Annotated in this window: 19 protein-coding genes; 4 read left to right on the top strand and 15 right to left on the bottom strand. The window is 42.5% G+C overall.

From position 1 onward, the window contains the following. Positions 1–120 precede the first annotated feature (120 nt). Together MKX40_RS09230 and MKX40_RS09225 are read left to right on the top strand one after the other, a co-directional pair. The gene (locus tag MKX40_RS09230; RefSeq protein WP_339239913.1) at positions 121–495 is read left to right on the top strand and encodes an IS5 family transposase; all 375 of its coding nucleotides are present in this window, start codon (positions 121–123) and stop codon (positions 493–495) included. Further along, a complete protein-coding gene (locus MKX40_RS09225) occupies positions 438–884 on the top strand; it encodes an IS5 family transposase (protein WP_339242924.1) in 447 nt (148 codons plus the stop codon). Before MKX40_RS09230 ends, MKX40_RS09225 begins: the two co-directional genes overlap by 58 nt. 174 nt (positions 885–1,058) lie before the next feature. On the opposite strand, the gene sufB is transcribed toward MKX40_RS09225, so the two are convergent. The 7 genes from sufB to MKX40_RS09190 form a co-directional block, all read right to left on the bottom strand. After that, the gene (gene sufB, locus MKX40_RS09220; RefSeq protein ID WP_339240954.1) at positions 1,059–2,456 is read right to left on the bottom strand and encodes a Fe-S cluster assembly protein SufB; all 1,398 of its coding nucleotides are present in this window, start codon (positions 2,454–2,456) and stop codon (positions 1,059–1,061) included. Between the two features lie 20 nt (positions 2,457–2,476). Next, complete coding sequence (gene sufU, locus MKX40_RS09215) at positions 2,477–2,908, bottom strand: Fe-S cluster assembly sulfur transfer protein SufU (RefSeq protein WP_017689537.1); 432 nt, start codon at positions 2,906–2,908, stop codon at positions 2,477–2,479. Continuing rightward, a complete protein-coding gene (locus MKX40_RS09210) occupies positions 2,898–4,118 on the bottom strand; it encodes a cysteine desulfurase (protein ID WP_091032625.1) in 1,221 nt (406 codons plus the stop codon). The genes sufU and MKX40_RS09210 overlap by 11 nt, the downstream gene beginning before the upstream one ends. Then, entirely contained in the window at positions 4,115–5,419 is a 1,305-nt protein-coding gene (gene sufD, locus MKX40_RS09205; RefSeq protein WP_339240953.1) for a Fe-S cluster assembly protein SufD, read from the bottom strand. The genes MKX40_RS09210 and sufD overlap by 4 nt, the downstream gene beginning before the upstream one ends. 25 nt (positions 5,420–5,444) lie before the next feature. Next, entirely contained in the window at positions 5,445–6,227 is a 783-nt protein-coding gene (gene sufC / locus MKX40_RS09200) for a Fe-S cluster assembly ATPase SufC (protein ID WP_062833524.1), read from the bottom strand. Between the two features lie 370 nt (positions 6,228–6,597). Next, positions 6,598–7,173, bottom strand: a complete 576-nt coding sequence (locus tag MKX40_RS09195) for a DUF1802 family protein (protein ID WP_339240951.1) — start codon at positions 7,171–7,173, stop codon at positions 6,598–6,600. Positions 7,174–7,297: 124 nt separating this feature from the next. Next, positions 7,298–7,759: a Dps family protein gene (locus MKX40_RS09190; protein ID WP_339240949.1), complete on the bottom strand. Its 462-nt coding sequence runs from the start codon at positions 7,757–7,759 to the stop codon at positions 7,298–7,300. A gap of 298 nt (positions 7,760–8,057) precedes the next feature. Here MKX40_RS09190 and mtnK point away from each other — a divergent pair, with 298 nt between their 5' ends. Beyond that, entirely contained in the window at positions 8,058–9,275 is a 1,218-nt protein-coding gene (gene mtnK, locus MKX40_RS09185) for an S-methyl-5-thioribose kinase (protein WP_339240948.1), read from the top strand. 23 nt (positions 9,276–9,298) lie between these two features. Continuing rightward, positions 9,299–10,372, top strand: coding sequence for an S-methyl-5-thioribose-1-phosphate isomerase (gene mtnA / locus MKX40_RS09180; RefSeq protein WP_339240946.1), 1,074 nt, complete (start codon positions 9,299–9,301; stop codon positions 10,370–10,372). Between the two features lie 118 nt (positions 10,373–10,490). Here mtnA and MKX40_RS09175 read toward each other — a convergent pair whose 3' ends face one another. The 8 genes from MKX40_RS09175 to MKX40_RS09140 all read right to left on the bottom strand — a co-directional run bounded on the left by MKX40_RS09175 (position 10,491) and on the right by MKX40_RS09140 (position 21,239). Further along, positions 10,491–10,793 carry a DUF1805 domain-containing protein gene (locus MKX40_RS09175; RefSeq protein WP_017689545.1) on the bottom strand — a complete coding sequence of 101 codons (303 nt, stop codon included), beginning with the start codon at positions 10,791–10,793 and terminating at the stop codon, positions 10,491–10,493. A gap of 313 nt (positions 10,794–11,106) precedes the next feature. Then, entirely contained in the window at positions 11,107–11,367 is a 261-nt protein-coding gene (locus MKX40_RS09170) for a hypothetical protein (RefSeq protein ID WP_339240945.1), read from the bottom strand. 146 nt (positions 11,368–11,513) lie between these two features. Then, positions 11,514–13,460 carry a DNRLRE domain-containing protein gene (locus tag MKX40_RS09165; RefSeq protein WP_339240944.1) on the bottom strand — a complete coding sequence of 649 codons (1,947 nt, stop codon included), beginning with the start codon at positions 13,458–13,460 and terminating at the stop codon, positions 11,514–11,516. Between the two features lie 23 nt (positions 13,461–13,483). Then, a complete protein-coding gene (locus MKX40_RS09160) occupies positions 13,484–15,514 on the bottom strand; it encodes a hypothetical protein (protein ID WP_339240943.1) in 2,031 nt (676 codons plus the stop codon). Between the two features lie 49 nt (positions 15,515–15,563). Beyond that, positions 15,564–16,802 carry an SPRY domain-containing protein gene (locus tag MKX40_RS09155; RefSeq protein ID WP_339240942.1) on the bottom strand — a complete coding sequence of 413 codons (1,239 nt, stop codon included), beginning with the start codon at positions 16,800–16,802 and terminating at the stop codon, positions 15,564–15,566. A gap of 58 nt (positions 16,803–16,860) precedes the next feature. After that, positions 16,861–18,087, bottom strand: a complete 1,227-nt coding sequence (locus MKX40_RS09150; RefSeq protein WP_339240941.1) for an SPRY domain-containing protein — start codon at positions 18,085–18,087, stop codon at positions 16,861–16,863. Between the two features lie 66 nt (positions 18,088–18,153). After that, entirely contained in the window at positions 18,154–20,313 is a 2,160-nt protein-coding gene (locus MKX40_RS09145; RefSeq protein WP_339240939.1) for a hypothetical protein, read from the bottom strand. Between the two features lie 359 nt (positions 20,314–20,672). Further along, on the bottom strand, positions 20,673–21,239 hold the full coding sequence (locus tag MKX40_RS09140) for a hypothetical protein (RefSeq protein ID WP_339240938.1): 567 nt from the start codon (positions 21,237–21,239) through the stop codon (positions 20,673–20,675). Positions 21,240–21,272: the final 33 nt, after the last annotated feature.

Raw genomic sequence — 21,272 nt, 5'->3', positions numbered from 1 at the left:
GACTAGGGTTAAGCATAGCAGTATGCTTTTTTAGTCAAATTCTTTTCCCTTATATTTCGTTCTATACTAGGGCGTGTCTTCAAACCGATTAAATGGTAATAGATGGGTTAATTATATTAAATGATTACACGATACGAAATTCGCGAGAGACAATGGCGGCTAATTCAAGATTTGTTTCCACCTGAACGAAAACCACAAGGAGGACGTCCCGCAGTGGACAATCGAATTATGTTAAATGCGATGCTATGGGTAGCTCGTTCAGGTGCCCCTTGGCGTGATTTACCGGACCACTTTCCCAATTGGAAATCCGTTTACACCCGCTTTCGACGCTGGCAGAAAGCGGGCATTTGGGATGAAGTATTAAAGCATGTATCCCTAGATTCTGATGAGGAAAGTGTGATGATTGACGCCACGATTGTGCGAGTTCACCAGCATGGATCAGGCGCAAAAGGGGGCAAAGCAAGCAAGCGATCGGACGTTCCCGAGGTGGATTAAGTACGAAAATTCATGCGGTAGTTGACGCGTTAGGAAATCCACTTCGCTTCGACTTGACCGGAGGCGAAGCGCATGACTCCGTCCAAGGTTTCGAAATCCTTAAAAGCATGAAACTGACCCGGAAGCAAGTCCTGGCCGACCGAGCGTATGATACAAATGCCATTCGGGCCTTTTTAAAGAAACAACAGGCCATACCGGTGATTCCCGGAAAGAAAAATCGCCGAATGACCCTAAAATATGATCGGGATGTCTACAAAGAGCGCCATTTGGTGGAATGCTTCTTTAATAAAGTAAAGAATTATCGTCGTTTAGCGACTCGTTATGATAAATTAGCGTGTACATTTAAGTCTTTTTTGGCCTTGGCATCCATTATGGTGTGGCTTGCTTGAGTTTGAAGACACGCCCTAGAATCTGATCATTAATATGTACAATAAATGAACAGAACAGTATAAAAAAAAGACCGAGGAATTCACCTCGATCTTTTTTAGTATTACATGATTTAAGTTAGGTCGGTTTCAGGACGCGAACGTCCCGATCTGCTGAATAATCCTTTTTGAATGGGATCAACCAATAGAGCCTTCCATTTCGAATTTGATCAATCTATTCATCTCAACGGCGTATTCCATTGGCAATTCCTTCGTGAATGGCTCAATGAAGCCCATGATGATCATTTGTGTAGCTTCTGCATCCGTCAGACCGCGGCTCATCAGGTAGAAGAGCTGATCCTCGGACACTTTGGATACCGTAGCTTCATGCTCCAGCATGATGTTATCATTCATGATTTCATTGTAAGGAATTGTATCTGATGTGGACTCATTATCGAGAATAAGTGTATCACACTTGATGTTGGATTTCGCGCCCTCAGCTTGACGTCCAAAGGAAGCCAAACCACGGTACGTTACTTTACCACCATGTTTACTGATGGATTTGGATACGATCGTAGATGTTGTATCCGGAGCCAAGTGGATCATTTTCGCACCTGCATCCTGATGCTGGTTTTTACCAGCTACAGCGATAGAGAGTACGGAACCTTTAGCTCCACGACCTTTCAGTACAACCGCAGGATATTTCATCGTCAGTTTGGAACCGATGTTACCATCGACCCATTCCATCGTTGCATTTTCTTCTGCAACCGCACGTTTCGTAACGAGGTTGTAGATGTTTGGTGCCCAGTTTTGAATTGTTGTGTAACGAACACGAGCATTTTTCTTACAGATGATCTCAACGACCGCACTGTGCAGTGAGTTTGTGCTGTAGATCGGAGCTGTACAGCCCTCTACATAGTGAACAAAGCTGTCTTCGTCCGCAATGATAAGTGTACGCTCGAATTGTCCCATATTTTCGGAGTTAATCCGGAAGTAGGCTTGCAGAGGCACTTCACATTTAACGCCTTTAGGCACGTAGATGAAGCTTCCTCCAGACCATACCGCACTGTTCAATGCAGCAAATTTGTTATCTGCTGGCGGAATAACTGTTGCAAAATATTCACGCAGGATTTCCGGATGCTCTCTGAGAGCCGTATCCGTATCCATGAAGATTACCCCTTGATCTTCCAATTCCTTTTGCATGTTGTGATATACAACCTCAGATTCATACTGAGCCGATACCCCTGCAAGGAATTTTTGCTCTGCTTCAGGGATACCCAATTTATCAAAGGTTTCCTTGATTTCAGAAGGGACCTCTTCCCATGTTTTACCTTGTTTTTCAGAAGCACGAACGTAGTACTGAATATCGTTGAAATCCAATCCGTCGAGATCTCCGCCCCATTTCGGCATCGGCATCTTTTCGAATTGCTTCAAGGATTTCAGACGGAATTCCAACATCCATTCCGGTTCGTTCTTAATCCGGGAAATCTCGGTAACTACTTCTGCAGTCAGACCTTTACCGGTTTGAAAGATGGATTTGTGCTCGTCGCGGAAACCATATTTATACTCTTCCATTTCTGGTGCTTTTTTAGCCATCTTGCTCTACCTCCCTATCGTTATTGTACTTTGTTCTCTTCGTCAATCCCTTTGCGTAATGCATTCCAGGCCAGAGTGGCACATTTGATGCGTGCAGGGAACTTGTTCACACCGGATAGGGCTTCGAGATCTTCATAATCGTCGAAATCGACTTCTTCACCTTTCATCAGTGAGGAAAAACGGTTAGCGATATCGAGTGCCTGTTCCATCGTTTTGCCTTTGACGGCCTCCGTCATCATTGATGCAGAGGACATGCTGATGGAGCAGCCTTCACCCGTATATTTGGCTTCCTGAACGATTCCGTCTTTCAGCAAAATTTGCAGTGAAATCCGGTCGCCGCACGTTGGATTGTTCAAATTCACCGTGACAGCGTCATTATCAAATGTTCCGCGGTTACGCGGGTTTTTGTAGTGGTCCATTATAACACGTCTGTACAGATCATCAAGTTGCATCGCCAAAGTACTCCTTTGTCTGGATTAAGGCGCTGACAAGCCGATCTACATCTTGTTCGTTATTGTATAGATAGAAGCTGGCACGAGCTGTTGAGCTAACTTCAAGCCAGCGCATTAGCGGTTGACAGCAATGGTGTCCGGCACGAATGGCTACGCCACTCGCATCCAGTACGGTTGCCACATCATGCGGATGAACATCCCCCAGATTAAAGGTAACAACACCCACATGCCGCTTCGCTGGGCCATAGATGGTTAACCCATCGATCTCGGCCAGACGTTCTGTTGCATAAGCTGCCAGCACACTCTCATGATGTGCAATCTCATCCATACCAATCTGTTCCAGGAAATCAATGGCAGCTCCCAATCCTACCGCACCTGCGATAATCGGGGTTCCACCTTCGAACTTCCAGGGAAGCTCTTTCCAGTTGGATTCGTATAGACCCACATCATCGATCATTTCACCGCCGAACTCAATAGGCTCCATGGACTCCAGCAGCGCCTTTTTGCCGTAGAGTGCACCGATTCCGGTTGGTCCGCACATTTTATGACCGGATAATGCATAGAAATCACAGTCCAGATCCTGCACGTCCACCTTCATATGAGGTGTGCTTTGTGCGCCATCAACAACGATGACAGCACCATTGCGGTGTGCAATTTCAGCAATTTGTTTCACAGGATGAATCAGACCCATAACATTGGATACATAAGCGATTGCTACAATTTTAGTATTGTTCGTAATCGTCTTCTCGACATCAGCCAGTTCAATATGACCGTCAGGCTGAAGCGGGATGTATTTCAATGTTGCACCTGTCTCCTTGGCAACTTGCTGCCAAGGAATCAGATTACTATGGTGCTCCATTTGCGTGATAACAATTTCATCGCCTTCTTTGCAATTGGCGCGGGCGTATGATGAAGCCACCAGATTCAGGGCTGTCGTTGTCCCGCGGGTAAAGATAATCTCCTGCGTACTACGTGCATTGATAAACTTGGCTACCTTCTCACGTGCGCCTTCGTAAGCGTCCGTTGCACGGCTTCCAAGGGTATGAACACCACGATGCACGTTGGAGTTCTCATACTCATAATAATGTTTGACCGCTTCAATCACAGCACGAGGCTTTTGTGAAGTTGCAGCACTATCTAAATATACGAGCGGGTGTCCGTTGATTTCCTGGTGGAGGATCGGGAACTGCTCGCGAATGGACGGGTTCATTGTCCCAGCTTCTTCTCAATCAGGGACTGCAATTGGGTACGCAGTGCTTCCAGAGGAATATCCGCCACCACCGGAGCCAGGAAGCCATAGATGATCAGGCGTTCGGCATCCGTACGGTTAATTCCGCGCGACATCAAGTAATGAATCTGCTCGGCATTGACTTGACCAACAGAAGCCGCGTGACCTGCTGTTACATCATCCTCATCAATCAGAAGGATTGGGTTAGCGTCTCCACGTGCTTTAGGGCTCAGCATCAACACTTTCTCTGTCTGCTGTCCATCAGCTTTGGTAGCGCCTTTCTCAATCTTCGTGATGCCGTTGATGATTGCAGAAGCTTCTTCACGCATAACCGCACGTGTAATCATCTGACTTGGCGTATTCTTGCCGAAGTGACGAGCTTCTGTGGTGTAGTTAATTTTCTGGGAACCGGAACCTACAGCGATAACTTTGGAGTCGGAACTTGATCCATTGCCTTTAAGCACAGTCATCGTGTTACTTGCTGTATCGCCATTGTTCATTTCACCAACGATCCACTCGATCGAAGCATCATTCTCCAAGACTGCACGACGGAATGAAACATCAGTTACATTCACATTCAGTTGATGAACCGATGCATAGCGTACTTTAGCACCAGATTTTGCGAATACTTCCACAACACCATTATGGAATACAGGTGCGGACAGTTCGCCGGATACATAGTTATCCACATAAGTTACTGAGCTGTTTGCTTCTGCAACCACGAGTACGTGAGGTGCAAACGTTGCAGATGCATCATCCGTAAGCAGCACTGCTTGCAGTGGTACTTCAATTTCAACATTCTTCGGAACATACAGGAACACCCCGCCGTTCCAAAGTGCCGCATGAAGTGCAGCAAGGGAATGCTCATCTGCTTTCACTGCTGTGTTCAGATATGGTTTTACCAAATCACTGTGTTCGCGAACCGCAGTAGCCAGATCCGTGAAGATAACTCCTTTTGCCGCCAGTTCAGCAGACACTTTAGAATATACCGCACCGGAATTGCGCTGGATAACCAGACTGCCTTCAGCTTGATCCTGAACCAGATCTTTGATAGAAGCAGGTACTTCTGTCAAAGAAGAAATAGCTTCACTTGCTTTATATGTTCCGTACTCGCTGACATTCCAGCGTTCGATTTTTTGTTTTTCCAGTTTAGGAAGCGCAAGCCCACTCGCAAGCTTCAAAGCTTCGAGTCGCTGTTCGGTCAACCAGCCGGGTTCATTGTTGCTTTCCGACAAGGCGCGAAGCGCTTCAGATTCAACCGGAAGAATTGTTTGTGTAGTCATTAATTAATCCTCCTCCGTTTTGTCTTTACGCTTCTTGACCTACAGTTTCGTCTGTAATTCCCAGCTCTTCCTTAACCCAGTCATATCCTTCAGCTTCCAGACGGTGTGCCAGTTCAGGTCCGCCGGATTTCACGATACGACCTTGCATCATAACGTGTACATAGTCAGGAGTAATGTAGTTAAGCAGGCGTTGATAGTGCGTGATGATCAAGAAACCACGATCTTCGCTCTTCATTGCATTTACGCCGTTTGCCACGATTTTCAGAGCATCGATGTCCAGACCGGAGTCAATTTCATCAAGTACTACGATTTTCGGATCAAGCAGCATCATCTGCAGAATCTCGTTACGTTTTTTCTCACCACCGGAGAAACCTTCATTCAGGTAACGGTGAGCGAACTCAGGGTTCATGTCGAGTTCTTTCATTTTACCTTCCATTTGACGAATGAACTTGATCAGGGAGATCTCGTTACCTTCGCCACGACGTGCGTTAATTGCACTACGCAAGAAGTCGGAGTTAGTAACACCAGCAATCTCACTTGGATATTGCATAGCCAGGAAGAGACCTGCACGTGCACGCTCATCTACTGCCATATCCAATACATCTTCACCATCAAGTGTAATTGTACCGTCAGTTACTTCATATTTCGGATGGCCCATCAATGCAGAAGCCAAAGTTGATTTACCTGTTCCGTTCGGACCCATGATTGCGTGGATTTCTCCACCTTTCATTTCCAGGTTGATGCCTTTCAGGATTTCCTTACCTTCGATCGTCGCTTTCAGACCTTCAATGACGAAATTCGTAGCCATGTGTATTGTTTCCCTCCATTGATTAAATTGATGTTTGCTGTCGAAAACGAAAAAGCGCCTATTATATCTGAACAGGGCTTCCCCTGAATTTCTCTTGTACTCGAATCTTCAAAGCAAGAACACTTTAGAATAATTCTAAACTGATTCTCAATGATAATCAAGCTATTTCCTAAGAGTGTATATTCCTTGAAGGAAACATTATTCTTTCTGATTCTATAATAAATACCAGATTGAATCAAATGAGAAAACATCTTCTGCCGAGATGGACAGTGAGAAAAATCACAGAAAATCAAGCTTTTATCATATCTGCTGCACACTAATCCAAAAAAGGACTTATCCATATTATGGACAAGCCCCTTCATTAATAATATTACAATTTGAGCATCTCGTTAATCTTCTGTACCTGTTCGTCAAAATCCGCAACGTCCACCACTGGCGTCATTTCGCGCGGCACCGGACCATTCGGAATAGAAATCCATGAGCGACAGCCATTATATTCAGGCAATACGGGGATTTCCATCGGTTCTTTCAAAAGGTACACACGTAAAATCAATACATGGAGCGGATCTTTCCGTTTCCATTTCAAACGGTCTTCGGCAAAATCCGCTGTCCACATATGAAAGTCAAGAAGTCGATCCAGCATCTCCTGATCTCGTATCTCCAGATCCTGCGTTACTTCGGCATAAGCAGTAATGCGGATTGTCGAAGCTTCGGGCACCCATTCGGCCAATGATTCTTCAACAAAGGATTGATCCGAGGACTTAATCAGTTCTTTACGCTGATGTTCATAAGTCGGATACAGGTAAAACGCCGGACTTTTTAGCTCAAAATGTCGGGTTTCCTCTACAATCCCACCTTTGCGCATCACCATAATTTGGCGACCCGTTTCCAGTGCTTTGATTGCTGAGGCCCATTCTTTTAAAGCCGGTATCGTTGGTTCTAACATAAGCTGTTCCTCCCCCATCGTTCTTGTCAGCAGTATAGACGCTCAGGGCGTTTCTGACAACATGATCGGGGATCAGAAAGCTTACGAAAGAATCATACTTGTATTAGATTAAATCTTGCTTGTATTAACCCAGGAAAGAGCGAAGCATCCACATGTGTTTCTCAAGGTCAGCCTTGAAGCCTGTCAGCATATCGGATGTCGGTTGATCTTCAGCTGCTTCTGCAACTTCAATACCTTCCTGATATTCGTTCGAAAGTGTAGCAAAGTCCTCAATCAGGTTTTGCACCATTGTATTCGCATCTTCGCCACCAGCTGCCTCCTGGATAGAGGAAAGCTCCAGATACTCTTTCATTGTAGCCGCCGGGCTACCTTTGAGCGTAAGAATACGCTCTGCAATTTCATCCATTTGCACGGTAACTTCGTTGTAGAACTCTTCGAATTTCACATGCAATGTGAAGAAGTTAGGTCCTTTAACGTACCAGTGATAGTTATGAATTTTGACATACAATACGTTCAGGTTGGCTACCTGACGATTAAGTACTTGTTCAACCGATTTCGCTTGATCTGTTTTGTTTTTTGTAGCCATATTAATCCCATCCTTTTATTTAAAATTAGCCTGTCATGCCGTGATAAGCAGGTTGTCCCGCAATGCATAACAGAGAGTTAATAATGTGTCACCGCTTGGTAGCGGAGAGGCTCATGATCAGCGTTTTTCTCAACTGTCCGGCCTATTTGTTTTTACCCTTGAACAGGAAGTTCGAATCAGGATCAACTTGGGTTGTCTCAAAAAAAAGTTCAAAAACCGCGCTATTTCCGATATACTGACATATACCAAGCAAAGAAGTGGGTTTTCCTGTTTCTTCATATATATGGAGGTGGCACCTTTGTCCCAATATCGCCCTTTAACCCCCCAGGATGCAATTGAACTGGCCAAAACATTACCGGGTCCATTTGCGGCAGATGCAAATCTGGATTGTCACGAGATCGGCGACGGCAATCTGAATTTGGTATTCCACATCACGGATCAGAACTCCGATAAAAGTATCATTATCAAACAGGCGCTTCCTTATGCGAAAGTGGTTGGAGAATCATGGCCACTCTCTCTTGTACGTGCCCGAATTGAACGTGAGATTCTTCAAGAAGAGTACCGTCTGTGTCCAGGGATGGTACCGAAAGTGTATCATTACGATGATGACCTCGCATTAACCGTTATGGAAGATCTGAGTGATCATGTGATCATGCGCAAGGGTCTGATTGAAGGTGTTTCCTATCCTCTTTTTGCACAGCATATTGGGGAATTCATGGCGAGAACGCTGTTCTTCACATCCGACTTGGGTATGGATCAGCAATTGAAGAAGGAACAACAGGGCAGATTCATTAACCCGGACCAATGCAAAATAACGGAAGATCTGATCTTTGATGAACCCTACCGGATCGCTGAAAAAAATAATTATGATGCTTCCATTGAAGATGAAGCTGACGCCCTTCGCACGGATGGGGAGCTCCACCTTGAAGTGGCCCTGCTGCGGGAAAAATTCCTGACACATGGACAGGCATTGCTTCATGGAGATCTGCATACAGGCAGTATTTTTGTTACACCTGAATCGACCAAAGTCATCGATCCCGAATTTGCATTTTACGGCCCCATGGGATTCGATGTCGGTGCAGTCCTTGCAAACCTGCTCTTAAATTACGCATCCCTGCCAGGATGGATTCAGGATGAGACTGCTTTACGTGAGCGTGAAACGCTTTTGCTGAATATGGTTCGTGATGTATGGACTGAATTCGAATCCCGTTTCCGTGCCCTCTGGGCTAACGACCTGGTGGATCCGATGGCAAAAACGCCTGGGTATCAGGAGCTGTATGTGCAGCAATTGTTCAGAGAGTCGATCGGCTTCGCAGGTGCCAAAATGGTTCGTCGTATCGTGGGACTCGCTCACGTGGCGGATATAGATACCATTCCGAATGCAACTGAACGTGAACGTGCTCAGCGTAAATCATTGACCATTGGTAAAGCGTTAATCAAAAACAATCGCCGTTTGAATACCATCGGTGAAGTACTGGATATTGTATCTACAGCGGTTACTACGACTAAGGCTTAACACAAGGAACGGAGGAACCACCCATGACAACCCCTGAATATCAGCCTCTGTCCTCTCTGATCTGGAAAAAGGACAAACTTGAAATGCTTGACCAGCGTCTATTGCCCGAAACCATTCTTATGCTGAAACTCTATACACCCGAGGAAGTATGGGAATCGATCCACTCCATGAAAGTACGCGGTGCTCCAGCGATAGGTATTGCTGCTGCATTTGGTGTTGTATTAGGTGCCAAATCATACGATGGAACAACCATTCAAGGCTGGCTGGATCATGTAAAATCCATCTGTGCTCATCTGGCGACTTCCCGTCCAACAGCAGTGAACCTGTTCTGGGCGCTGGATCGCATGATGCAAAGAGCAAATGTGGTTGTTGAATCCGGCTTGAGCCTGGAGGAGGGCAATGATGCCCTTGAAGTTGAAGCTCTGTTGATCCAGAAGGAAGATGAAGAAGTATGCCGCATGATCGGCGAGAATGCACTACCTTTGTTCGAGGATGGTATGGGTGTGCTCACTCACTGTAATGCAGGCGGACTGGCTACAGCGAAATACGGTACGGCAACCGCTCCAATGTATCTCGCACAGGAACGCGGTATCCATTTGAAAGTATTTGCAGACGAGACTCGTCCTGTACTTCAGGGTGCACGACTGACTGCATTTGAGCTTCAGCAAGCCGGCATTGACGTTACGTTGCTCTGTGATAATATGGCAGGCATGGTGATGTCCAAAGGCTGGATTCAAGCCGTTATCGTCGGAACAGACCGGGTTGCAGCGAACGGTGACGTAGCTAACAAAATCGGAACCTACAGTGTGGCCGTTCTTGCCAAGGCTCACAACATTCCGTTCTATGTAGCTAGCCCATTGTCGACGATCGACTTGTCTACTCCATCCGGAGATCTTATTCCGATTGAGGAACGAGCAGCCGAGGAAGTCACCGAAGGGTTTGGCAAACGTACCGCACCGCAAGGTGTTAAAGTATTTAATCCGGCGTTCGACGTAACGCCTAACGAATATGTAACAGCTATTATCACGGAAAAAGGCGTGGTTCGCGCACCTTTCAAGGAAAATTTGGCTGCTTTGTTCGCAAAGGAAGAAGCTTAACTTAATAAGAGTATTCAAGAAGAGAGTGTCGTGTATAGCGTTGGTGCCTACGATGTGCCAGGCCAATATTACGATGCTAAAGAAGGGCTTCCCTTATGGGGAGCCCTTTTGTTAGTGATTAAATCATTTTCAACAAAGCCTCTACACCCGTCATGCCAACCGTAATGCCCATGGCCTCGGCTTCTGTGGTCACCGACTCCATAGGTGCATGCAATAACTGCTCCAGTGTACGCACACCAACCGCCCGAGCCGCAATAATTTTGCGATCCCCGAGCTTCTCATTAAGTAATCCCACATCGAGTGCTCCACACATGATATATCCTTTGGATGTATTAATGGTCAACAACGTTGTTTTGGGCAGCTTGACTTCTACCCCAACCAATACATGCTCTCCAACTACAATGGGCTCCATCGTCACCATAATTTCCCGATCCACCTCCTCTTCCACAGGTCACGATAATTGTATGCCTCATTCGGGATTGTCGTGTGGACACCTGCCGTGTTTGAGAAAATGTAGGTACTTATCTTTCGAATATTTTGTTGGTAATTCTTCTCGCAGACTTAGATGTAAAAGTATGTTTTCTTTAAAATATAAAAAAAGCCACCTCGGAAGGCAGCTCTCATAATAATCATTTTTAAGTGTCTAAAAGTTTATCTCGGAGTGTTTGATAACATCTAATCAGCTTCTCGAGTTAAGAAGACGAGTTAATTTAACTGGTCAAAGTGGACCTACCTTAAAACGTATGCTCATCATTCTTTAATTTCCTTATCTCCGTTAACTCTCTTCTAATTCCCAGTACACGTCTATGAAGTACACTGCGGTCTACTGATTCAGCTACCGAATTTTTGAACTTAATATCCAATGCACTTAATTGCTCCTGAGCTAGTTTCTTTTTATGTATTGGCTCTACTTGAAGATTATCAGTTCCAGACTTGATCGTCCTCAATCTCTTCTGCTTCATAATTTGTTCAAATACACTGTCCTCTTGACGCATGGTCTTCATTCCTTAATATGTGATAAACACATTGTATCATAACGAGAAGAGGACTGTTACATAATAAAGTACAGATGCTTAGAGTTGGACATGATCCTAAACGCAAAAAAAAAGAGGGCCAATGCCCTCTTTGATAGTTAACTCATTTATAAAATGTAAAAATACGCTTGATTCCCTGGACTCTTCACAATCACTGTGGTCACTAAATCACTGGCATCCCGTTTACGGATACTTGTGATCGAACCTAACTCCTCATTCGCAATAACTCTAGGTAGGACATAAGCGGCCAGATCAGGCTTGGAAATTGTCATTTCAGTAGCCACATCCACAATCTGTCTCACATCTACCGTAGACTGCATATCCTTCCACTCTCGCACCTGAAGATAACCATCCAAGTATTCTCTTTCTTTGATACTAATGTGGCCATCCATTACATCCATATACTTGACCTCAATGCTCGATAGTACATCAGGTCTGGAGATATATAATTGCCCAGGCTGTTCTTCCAAATAAGGAATCTCAAGACTCGCTGTCCTCTCATCATGATCTAATGCTCTGACTTGAAGAACACTATTCAGATCAGGTTTATTAACCTTAATCTCCGAAATGACAGTCGAATCACCGTCGTACATGACCGTTAGCAAAGCCCCCAACGTTGAAGTTGCTTTTGTATAATTGGAGACATCCAATGAAGCATGTAGATCAGGTATGGATACAATTAAACTCGTATCCCGTCCATCATCGAACAACTGTGATATCGTTAACGTGCTGACCAGAGACATTTGTCTATCTACTGTAATAACTGAAGGTAAGTCAGGATGAGAAACTGCGATTTCTACAATTTTTGCGTCGTCCAGACCTGTTCTAACCGCAAGATTACCGTCTGTATCCTTAGTTGTTCGTATAGCAGTAATGAACTGCGAATGAAGCTCGGGTTTAGAAACAGCAATCCATGTTTCCTTCTCTTCTGTTCTACTTTCAACAATAGAAATGTTCGAATCCAGTTCTGCATCTATACGTTTAGCTATAGTCAGGTCTGCATCCAGTTCCGGACGGCTGACCGCGATGACTTGAGGTATATCATGATGCATGTGATCCTCATAGCGGTGGATGTACAACTGAGATTTGAGCCAATCCAGCCCAATATCACTGTGTACAACTAACGATGAAGCTATATCTTTGCGACCTGCACCATAAATAAAAATTTCACTTCTGATTTCGGTTCGACCGATGGAATAGATCTGAGAAGTGATATATTTAATTTGCAAAACAGGTGGTTTGGAAGACTCGCGAGTGTTGAAATATATCGGCGTGTTACCTCTAGACTGAATAATCATTCCAACATTCGAAAGCATGCCTTCTCTCCACATCTGAAGTAAAGCCATCATATCAAACTCAACATAACGTTCAGTCGTATTAATAACATAACTGGACGATAAGAGCTGAATGGAATGAGGTCTGTTTGCATACGTAATTCCGTACTCCCGCCACAATGTATCCGGCTGATGCAGCTCAATATGTGCTCCAGGTGCCAGGGTTCCTGTATAATACAACCTCAATTTAGCTTTTTCCAAATATAACAGATCAGGTATTCTGGTATCCAAATCACCGAAATGTATGAATGATTCGAATTGTTCCATCTCGTCGCTGCCGATCATCATGCGCTGTGTATCACCAAAGTTGATTGTCTGCAGGTGAGTTTGACTTCGTGTGGTTGCATCAGCAACAGGCTTTAGGTCAACAGTCACACGAGGTGCTTCCAATAATTCGTATTTGCCGTGCGCACGGTTATGTGGCCGAACGTATAGCATGCCTTCAAGATCAACTTTGGATGCCGCTTGAATGGTTGCGTTCAGATCTCCTTGCGACTTGTACATCACATATAGTGAATTGGTTAATTCCTGTGAACGTCTGACACGTACGGATACAGTAGAGACAACCTCGCTTACTTTTCTTGTAGCAGCTATTAGGGTCGAAGACAGTTCTTCATCGACTTGATTGTATAGGATATACTTTGCTGCAAAACGATTTTCCGGACTTTTAATATGTATAACACTATCTAATAGAGTCTCCTCGTTATTAATTCCACTCACTTCCTGTCTCATTGTATTGAGAGCTATACACGGTCTGCTGTGACCTTCATTTCAAAATTACCATTCGGGTTCGGCTTGGCATGAATATCCGTTGCGATGCGAATATAAAAATCGATGCTATCCTCCGGTTGGATCAGGCCATAGGTCAGATAATCGATCGGAAGAAACGGATCGGCCTGTCTGGATAATTGGACATCAACCCCATCCGTTTCGAATTTTTTATCCATCTCCAGGTATACATGATCCACAGCGTATCCAAGCAAGTTTTTGATTCTGACTTTCTTCGTTAACGTCGTCTGTCCGGCAATAATCACCCCATAATCGAGTTGTTTCAAAATTCCGCCAAAGGTATCTGACAGAAAGTCTCCAGACTCATCCATAAACATTAATCCTGAATACGATCCGATAAACTTGGTTTCCCAGGAGTCTACGGCACCCCAATAATCCTGAAATTCAACCTTCAGCGTATTCTCTACGCCAAAATGTACATTTCTCTCGTCGATATTGAGTTCGATATTGAATGGAGAAGCTGCTAGTCGTGTAAAATTGCCATCCGCCGGATAATACGTTTTACCGTTCAACAACACGCGGTACTTAACCTTGCCTTGATCTGCATCATCCAGCACACCTGTAAGTTTGTTACCAGAGAAGGTCAGGTCAATTGTGGCTGTGGTGTTTAACAGTTGCAGTGACATATCTCTAAACTCCACTGCATGTCGCGGTGCATCAACGACCATCTTCACTTCATCAAGCAAATAGCTGTTTTCATAATGCTTGCTGCTATCGAAGTAATAGGCGATTCTTGTTAAACCGATTAGATCCTTTTCAGGAATCGCGTTGAGTGTGTCCAGATTCATTCCTTTTCTTTTGAATAAGGTTGTATCCTTGATATCCATATCGAACCATTTGTTAAAACGGTATGTCTTCCATGTAAGCCCCGAATCGAACGAAGCAGCCATTCTTAATATACCTTCCGGAATGTTCTCCGTTACTTTCATAGCTACAACCTTTTTCACGTCTCCATATAACGCTATGTCTGCTGGTTGCACAATTAATTGCTCAAACGGTAGCGCGTCATACGTTAGCATCATGTCCCGATTACCGGCAATAACCTCTTCATCATTCGTCCACGTAACCACGTCAAAATCTCCCTCAAGTTCATCCAATGGGGAGTAGTTAGCCGTGATATTTAGTTCAGCTGACGTTTTAGAGGGATCGTCTGTGTAGTATAGAACATCCACACTATCACCCAATTCGTCATAGATGGTAAAAGGTTCAGTTTCAATTGTAATCGTTGATTCGGTTTGATTCGGGTCATCGGTGTATTCGATGATTTTGATCTCTTTGTCTTCCCATTCTTCGGCTAGGGTGAAGGGTTCCGTTTCGATGTTGAAGGATACTTCTGTTTTGGTTGGGTCGTCGGTGTAGTAGCATAGTTCCACTTCGCCTTGAAGTTGCGCCCATGCTGATTCAGGTATGATGGAGATGTCGTCCATTCCAAAGTTTAAATAATCCTGCTCGGTGGGTAATCCTGAAGTTACTTGCCATTGTCCGCTTGCGTAATACTTGTAGGTTGAGCTGTCTTGAACTAAATACTTACGGTCATAGACCAAATCCATGAATTCAATCTCATGAATATTGATTACCTCAGAAGTGTTATTTCTTGTTACCCGAACTCTATAGTTGAGATAGGCTTTAGCGGGAGCGATATTAAAAGTGACTTTTCTACTGCTTGCCCATGATGCGACTACATAATCATTTCTTGTGTCAATTAGGTCCCATGTAACTGCATCATTACTTGCTTCTAGAACCCAAGATCGGGGTGGTGAGTTATTTTCCAAGCAATACATGGAGTACCCTGCCAATTTTACAGAGGTTGGAAACCTGTAAGAAATCCATGTATTAGTGACACGATAGGTTCCGTAGAACGTACCTTGACTTCTATCAAATGCTTTATAAGCGTAGTATGCACCATTTTGACCATTGTAGCTTACTACTCCTGAAGGTGAAGTGTAAGATGTCATAGGAGGTACGATATTCACAAGCTTTGCCATAATACCATCTCCTTTCTAAATATAAATAAAACAATTTCATTTTACTTACTTAAGTGATCGATACTTTCTTCAATGGCATTTTGCTAGTGTCGATTTTTTGTATAAAAACTTTACCTGAACCGATTTTTTCACTATCTTTAACCAATGATCTTCTTTCGTTGAATTCATCCTCCAACTCAATAATCATTCCTTTACTCATCCCATGTTCAAGAATACTTCCTTCCGAATTTCCCACGAAAGATATGTACCTTTCAGCTTCATACATACCCAAATCACCAATCGCCAAGAAGTCTCCAGCCCCTTGGTTGGCAGTAACATTAATTCTATATTTCTTGAACCCAACTTTATTTTTAAACCCGTAAAGACGGAACTCTTCTACAGTAAAGTTAGGCTCATTTATTCGGGTGTCAAGGATAACCCATTTCGTACCATTCCATCCCTCAAATGTCCACGTTTTTGGAGGTCTGTTGACTGGAGTTGTTCCAGCTTTAATAGAATATGCAGATATCACTTTGGCCTGAGGAAACTCATAGCTTAACCATCCCACCAAAGTTCCACTAGCGGCAACCCATCCATTTGGATCAACAATTCTATCAAATGCTTTCCATGGATAAAATGTTGTGTAAGTCGAACTTGCATCAACAACACCTGATGGAGTAGTGTTAGATGTCATTGCAGGTATAGCATTATCTTTGTATTTATTTGTAATGCTATAGTGCTTGCCCTCTGATGAAATTAAAAATTTATTAGAGTAAACTACGTTGTACGCTTTATATCCAGAAGGAACATTATGTACAAAGGGTCTTACACCAAAATTAATTGTCACTGTTTTACTGTTTGAACTAAATGAGCCTAGAGTAGGATAAACTTCTCCTAATTCCTTTACATTAGTGTGACTAATGCCCATACTAACACCATTCTTAAAAAACTCTAATGTTCCATTGTCAAGATCAAGTGCGACACCTACAACTGTCCCAACATCCCATACTGTACTGTATACTGTATTTTCTGGATACTTGTTCCCGCTGTTACCATAATAAGTTCTCCACATTGAGCTATCTGCAACAATATTCCCTGTTAAAGAGAATGATTTGTTGGAAACCCCAATATGGACGTTTTTTACTCCAGCATCATTTTTAACCTCCCAATACCATTTACCATTTGACTTACCGTGTGTAGCACGAATAGCACGATAATCAGTTGAGGTGACTATGGTAAGGTTACCATTAGATAGAGTGAACCCTGAACCCATATCGTTTGGGTTTAATGTAACTGGGATTATTTCCATAAATGGAGCATCTCCTTCCCAAAAATAAATAAAACACATCGTATAGAGGTGTTCTAGATTAACCGAGGGTGATTTTATCTACTCGGCGTTTTAACATATCAATTATGTGTTCAAAGGTTTTACCTGAATCTAAGGAAAAATTCGTTTTAATCACATCTTTGATCTTATCAACCGCACCATTAAATGATTTATTACTTTTCATGCCATACTTGTTAAAGCTAATTTCATCACTTGTATCCAATACGTACATAATCTCATTATTCTTCTGAAATATTTCCATTTCACTTACCCCAACTGTAGTGACTAAATGATAAGAACTCAAAATGTTTAGTCGATAAGATGAATATGCTTTAGTATTCTCAAAATCGTAATATATCTTCGTTCCTCCATTAGGTTGTGTGTTCATATATAGCTTCTCATATACAGCACCATCATTAGATCCATACAATTCAAACTCTTTGATAGAGTATGAACTCCCAGTTATAAGTAGTGATACTAAAGATATTCCTGAAACTACCTTTGGGTTTTCAAATTCAACTTGTAACCAATGTCCTCCTTCTGGTGAGGTTGAATTTGTATACCAAAACGGTCTAGCTGTGGCGTTTACAATTCCATCAAACGCATACCAAGGATAGTCAGAAGCGTTGTAAGCACTTGCAGTTACTTTTGCATTAATATTTGAAGCCGATGTCATAACTGGCACAGCATTTTCTCTGCTAACTACATATTCAAGGCAATAGTTTTTATAACCAGATGAAAGAAAGATTTTATCTTTAATATCATAGTGTAAATATCCATCTGGAACTTGATAAGAGAATGCTTTTCTTTCAAATCTAGCAGTTGCAGTTGACGGTATACCAGTTCCTGTTGGGTTTCCGTAAAAGGGATACACAGTTCCAAGAGATTTAACGTTAGTGAAAGCTACACCTTGTGTTACACCATTCTTCCAAAATTCTATTATTCCAGCATCCATATCTAATAGTATACTTATGACATCTCCTATACTAAAAGTGGTTCCATAAGAACTACCGGAAGTTCCTCCCCACTTTGCCGCTCCGCTAAAATAACCTCTATGATTCACAGTATTCCATATCTGTCCACTTGCTGTAGTACTAGTTATTCCAACAATTGCACCTGTACTTTGAACCAACACCTCCCAATACCATTTCCCCGAAGACACTCCATTACCTGTTGCTATCGTAGATTGTAAATGCGTAGGTAATGTGGCAGTTAAATTATTGTTACTCAAAGAAACATTGTCAAACGCTCTCCACGATATATGCATATCTTTAAACTCTCCTTTCTAATTAAATCATTATTCTATAAACAAAAAGATATAGAGCATTTTACTCTACTTCACATTTATATTTGTTATTTCGAAATATTTTTTCAGATCGATACTTCCTTTGAATAGCTTTCCTGATCCTATTGATCCATTGGCAGTCATATTTTGAATGAAATCTTCTTTTTTCCTATCTAGAACTGATAAATCGTCCATCCCATCATTAATAAAAGTATCTTCTGATGGTAAAGTAGCTGAAATTGTATTCCATTCTGAACTTTCAGTTTGATACTTCTTATACGATCCTTTATGTTTAATGAGATGTTTATTTGTCGCTTCTATTTCAATTTCTAATATGGGACGAAATCCTGTTGATAAAGCCGTGACATTAGTCGCAGCTATATCTCCAAAATCCTCAACATGGGAACCCCCACGAATAACTCTATTTGCTGGATTAACAGAGTAGGCAGATGAAGTTATAGAAGATATGTTATTCCAATTCCATATATCATTACTTCCTTCAATTATGTTTCCTTCTATTTGAAAATTTACTATATATCGATCCCACTCATTATCTTCATCAGTAGAACTCTCTCCTCCTGACATTAAGCGCAACTTAGCGTTTAATATAGGATCGCCATCTTCAAAGAAATCCACTTCGGAAATTCTTGCGTATGCACCTCCGCCATTAGTTGTAACAATAACACGATGGTCTTTAAACTCCTTATTATTATTCGGAACTGTATAAATTCTCTTTTGGTTAGACGACCATGATTGCCCTGTTTTAGTGTCGATAATCTCCCATGTTGCCCCATTGTTATTTGAACCTTCAACCCTCCATCCAGTTGGTGAGTCCGTAGAGGCAGTTATTCCAACTTGTATAGAATATCCCTTTAAAACTTTAGGTATATCCATTCCATATCTAATCCACGCACCCACCACACTACTACGAGTATGTAGCCATCCAGTGCTTGTTTTGTCAAAAGCTCTCCACGCTCTGTATGAGTCAGTATCCTCATATACAGAACTTGCTGATGCCACTCCATAAGGCGCGTTGTTTGAGTTCATTTTAGGAACAAAGCTTACTAATCCACTTGGAGGGGTAATCCCCTCTACGCTAGAAAACCCAAATGTATTCAAAGTATTCCATGACAAACTATGTTGAATATTACGGTCAGCTATTAGTATAATTTTCCCATTAACAAAATTAACCATTATGAAGTAAAAATCACCATATGGAGAAGAACTACCATTTACAGGAATGAAATCATTAGTCTCTTTGCCTAAATTATTTATTCTTCCTACAGTGCCAGAGGAATCAGTTATATAATTCGCTCTAATTCTTGTTCCCAATTTTAAAAATTTTATTTCTGTCACTTCATCTGGATGAAGCAAACGACCGGTGGAGTCAATGTCTACTGCATCAAGAGCCATAAAAGTGGTCGTTGGTCCACTGGATTTATTCACCACTTCTACTCGATGCCTTGCTTTCGGTAGTCCCACAATTTCAACCTGAAGTGCTTGTGCAAGTTCTGATCCTAGTTGAGAATGAGTTCCAAGTAATTTTCCATCAACGTAAATTTCGATTAAGTCACTTCGATTGGTATATCGCGCTCCAATTAATCTTAATTTGGTTCCTTCAAAATCAAAAACAATTTTGTCACCTATCGTTGAAGTGTAATTAGAGTACCCATTGTATGCACCAGCACCAACACCGTTAGTGAAACTTCCAACATATTTAAATGAGGATATATTATCATCATACCTCTTCCACCCTGCTTCTGGTGCAAATAGAACATATCCGTTCAGATATCCTGTCTCATCAATATCTACAGCGTCCACGATAAAGTTGATCCGATTACGGCCTACTGTAATCGTAACTGTGTGAAATGCTGGAGGTAGGCCAATTTTCTCATAAACTATAGCCTGTTGAACGTTGCCACTAGCGCCATATTCAGAAAAAGATTCGGTGATGCCATCTATAGTGATAGTATTGTCAGAGTGCCTATCTGAATTGCTGTCTGCAATAAGCCTAAGTTTTGTCCCATAAAACCTAAATGAAACATAGTTACTATCGGTGGCTTTGGTTGTCACCCTTACACTACCTTTATAATAATTTGTGCTGGTTGCAGTGTACCAGTTCCCTGTGTATGTTAGACCTGAATGTGTATCATCATAGCGCCTCCATCCTACCTCCGGTTCTTTTAGCTGATCTCCTACAGTTGCCATATACTACACCTCCTAATTTTCAAATACTGGACGAAAGCCCACTAGGCCACGCCCCATACCCTGTATTAGTTGAAGTTAAAACTTTATTTTCACTTGCATTGGCATATGCAACACCACCACTTGGGCAACGAATAACACCTGATGTTCCACTAATAATGCGTGGCGAACCTTCAACGAATATATTTGAATTTAACCAATCCCATGTTATGCGTTATTTGTAACTCTATTCTGCTATTAGTAATCCTTTATCCACTTTGACGGCATGCAGAAATATTTCAAAAGCATACTGGCTAATGGATTTCCTGTTAGTGGAATTTCTGAATAACCCGTCGTCGTTGGAACTGACATAAAATCCCCCCTTATCTTAGTCTGATTCTATCCACTTTTTTAAATTTCGTATTTTCAACCTTCTGACGTAATACTGTCCCTGTTGGAGTATCCGAGGCTCGTTCCATGTTCAATTGATATGTCTTCTTTAAGCCTAGGGAACCCGTGTCACTTTCAATAAAAGGATTACTGTATTTTCCCTTCTCCTTGAAATCGTCTATGTAGAAATTCGAATATTCTCTCTCAGCTGCAATCTCAATTTTCAACTTCGCATACTTTGCTGGAGATTTAGGAGCAATTACATCTGTTACGATCTCCTCATACGCCCCCCACTCAAAACCATCCTCAGATGTGCTCCAGTAGATTTTGTATGATGCTCCACCCATTACGTCTACACTTGCAGCTACACCTTTAAACGAAGCGATCTTATCCTGAATCCGAATGGGAGTGGATTCCCAAGATCCATTAGCTGGATAGATTGAATTCCCGTCCGCATCTTGGCTCAACTCTCTTAGTTTCAACTTTTGATCCTCATATATGGTATCTTGAAATACACCAACCGATAGATCTATCTCTAGTGCAATTTCTTGAATTGCCATAATATCACCACCTATCTCATGTCAAAATCCAAC

It is taken from the genome of Paenibacillus sp. FSL R5-0517, assembly GCF_037974355.1.
In the GTDB taxonomy this organism is placed as follows: Bacteria; Bacillota; Bacilli; order Paenibacillales; family Paenibacillaceae; genus Paenibacillus.
Note: the sequence above shows the minus strand (reverse complement) of the source record. Positions and strands in the feature narration are given on the sequence as shown.

What these genes read in the sequence shown, in the direction of transcription:
- MKX40_RS09230 (WP_339239913.1), top strand. Translation starts at nt 121, where the DNA reads ATGATTACACGATACGAAATTCGCGAGAGACAATGGCGGCTAATTCAA.
- sufB (WP_339240954.1), bottom strand. Translation starts at nt 2,456, where the DNA reads ATGGCTAAAAAAGCACCAGAAATGGAAGAGTATAAATATGGTTTCCGC.
- sufU (WP_017689537.1), bottom strand. Translation starts at nt 2,908, where the DNA reads ATGCAACTTGATGATCTGTACAGACGTGTTATAATGGACCACTACAAA.
- MKX40_RS09210 (WP_091032625.1), bottom strand. Translation starts at nt 4,118, where the DNA reads ATGAACCCGTCCATTCGCGAGCAGTTCCCGATCCTCCACCAGGAAATC.
- sufD (WP_339240953.1), bottom strand. Translation starts at nt 5,419, where the DNA reads ATGACTACACAAACAATTCTTCCGGTTGAATCTGAAGCGCTTCGCGCC.
- sufC (WP_062833524.1), bottom strand. Translation starts at nt 6,227, where the DNA reads ATGGCTACGAATTTCGTCATTGAAGGTCTGAAAGCGACGATCGAAGGT.
- MKX40_RS09195 (WP_339240951.1), bottom strand. Translation starts at nt 7,173, where the DNA reads ATGTTAGAACCAACGATACCGGCTTTAAAAGAATGGGCCTCAGCAATC.
- MKX40_RS09190 (WP_339240949.1), bottom strand. Translation starts at nt 7,759, where the DNA reads ATGGCTACAAAAAACAAAACAGATCAAGCGAAATCGGTTGAACAAGTA.
- mtnA (WP_339240946.1), top strand. Translation starts at nt 9,299, where the DNA reads ATGACAACCCCTGAATATCAGCCTCTGTCCTCTCTGATCTGGAAAAAG.
- MKX40_RS09175 (WP_017689545.1), bottom strand. Translation starts at nt 10,793, where the DNA reads ATGGTGACGATGGAGCCCATTGTAGTTGGAGAGCATGTATTGGTTGGG.
- MKX40_RS09170 (WP_339240945.1), bottom strand. Translation starts at nt 11,367, where the DNA reads ATGCGTCAAGAGGACAGTGTATTTGAACAAATTATGAAGCAGAAGAGA.
- MKX40_RS09160 (WP_339240943.1), bottom strand. Translation starts at nt 15,514, where the DNA reads ATGGCAAAGCTTGTGAATATCGTACCTCCTATGACATCTTACACTTCA.
- MKX40_RS09155 (WP_339240942.1), bottom strand. Translation starts at nt 16,802, where the DNA reads ATGGAAATAATCCCAGTTACATTAAACCCAAACGATATGGGTTCAGGG.
- MKX40_RS09150 (WP_339240941.1), bottom strand. Translation starts at nt 18,087, where the DNA reads ATGCATATATCGTGGAGAGCGTTTGACAATGTTTCTTTGAGTAACAAT.
- MKX40_RS09145 (WP_339240939.1), bottom strand. Translation starts at nt 20,313, where the DNA reads ATGGCAACTGTAGGAGATCAGCTAAAAGAACCGGAGGTAGGATGGAGG.
- MKX40_RS09140 (WP_339240938.1), bottom strand. Translation starts at nt 21,239, where the DNA reads ATGGCAATTCAAGAAATTGCACTAGAGATAGATCTATCGGTTGGTGTA.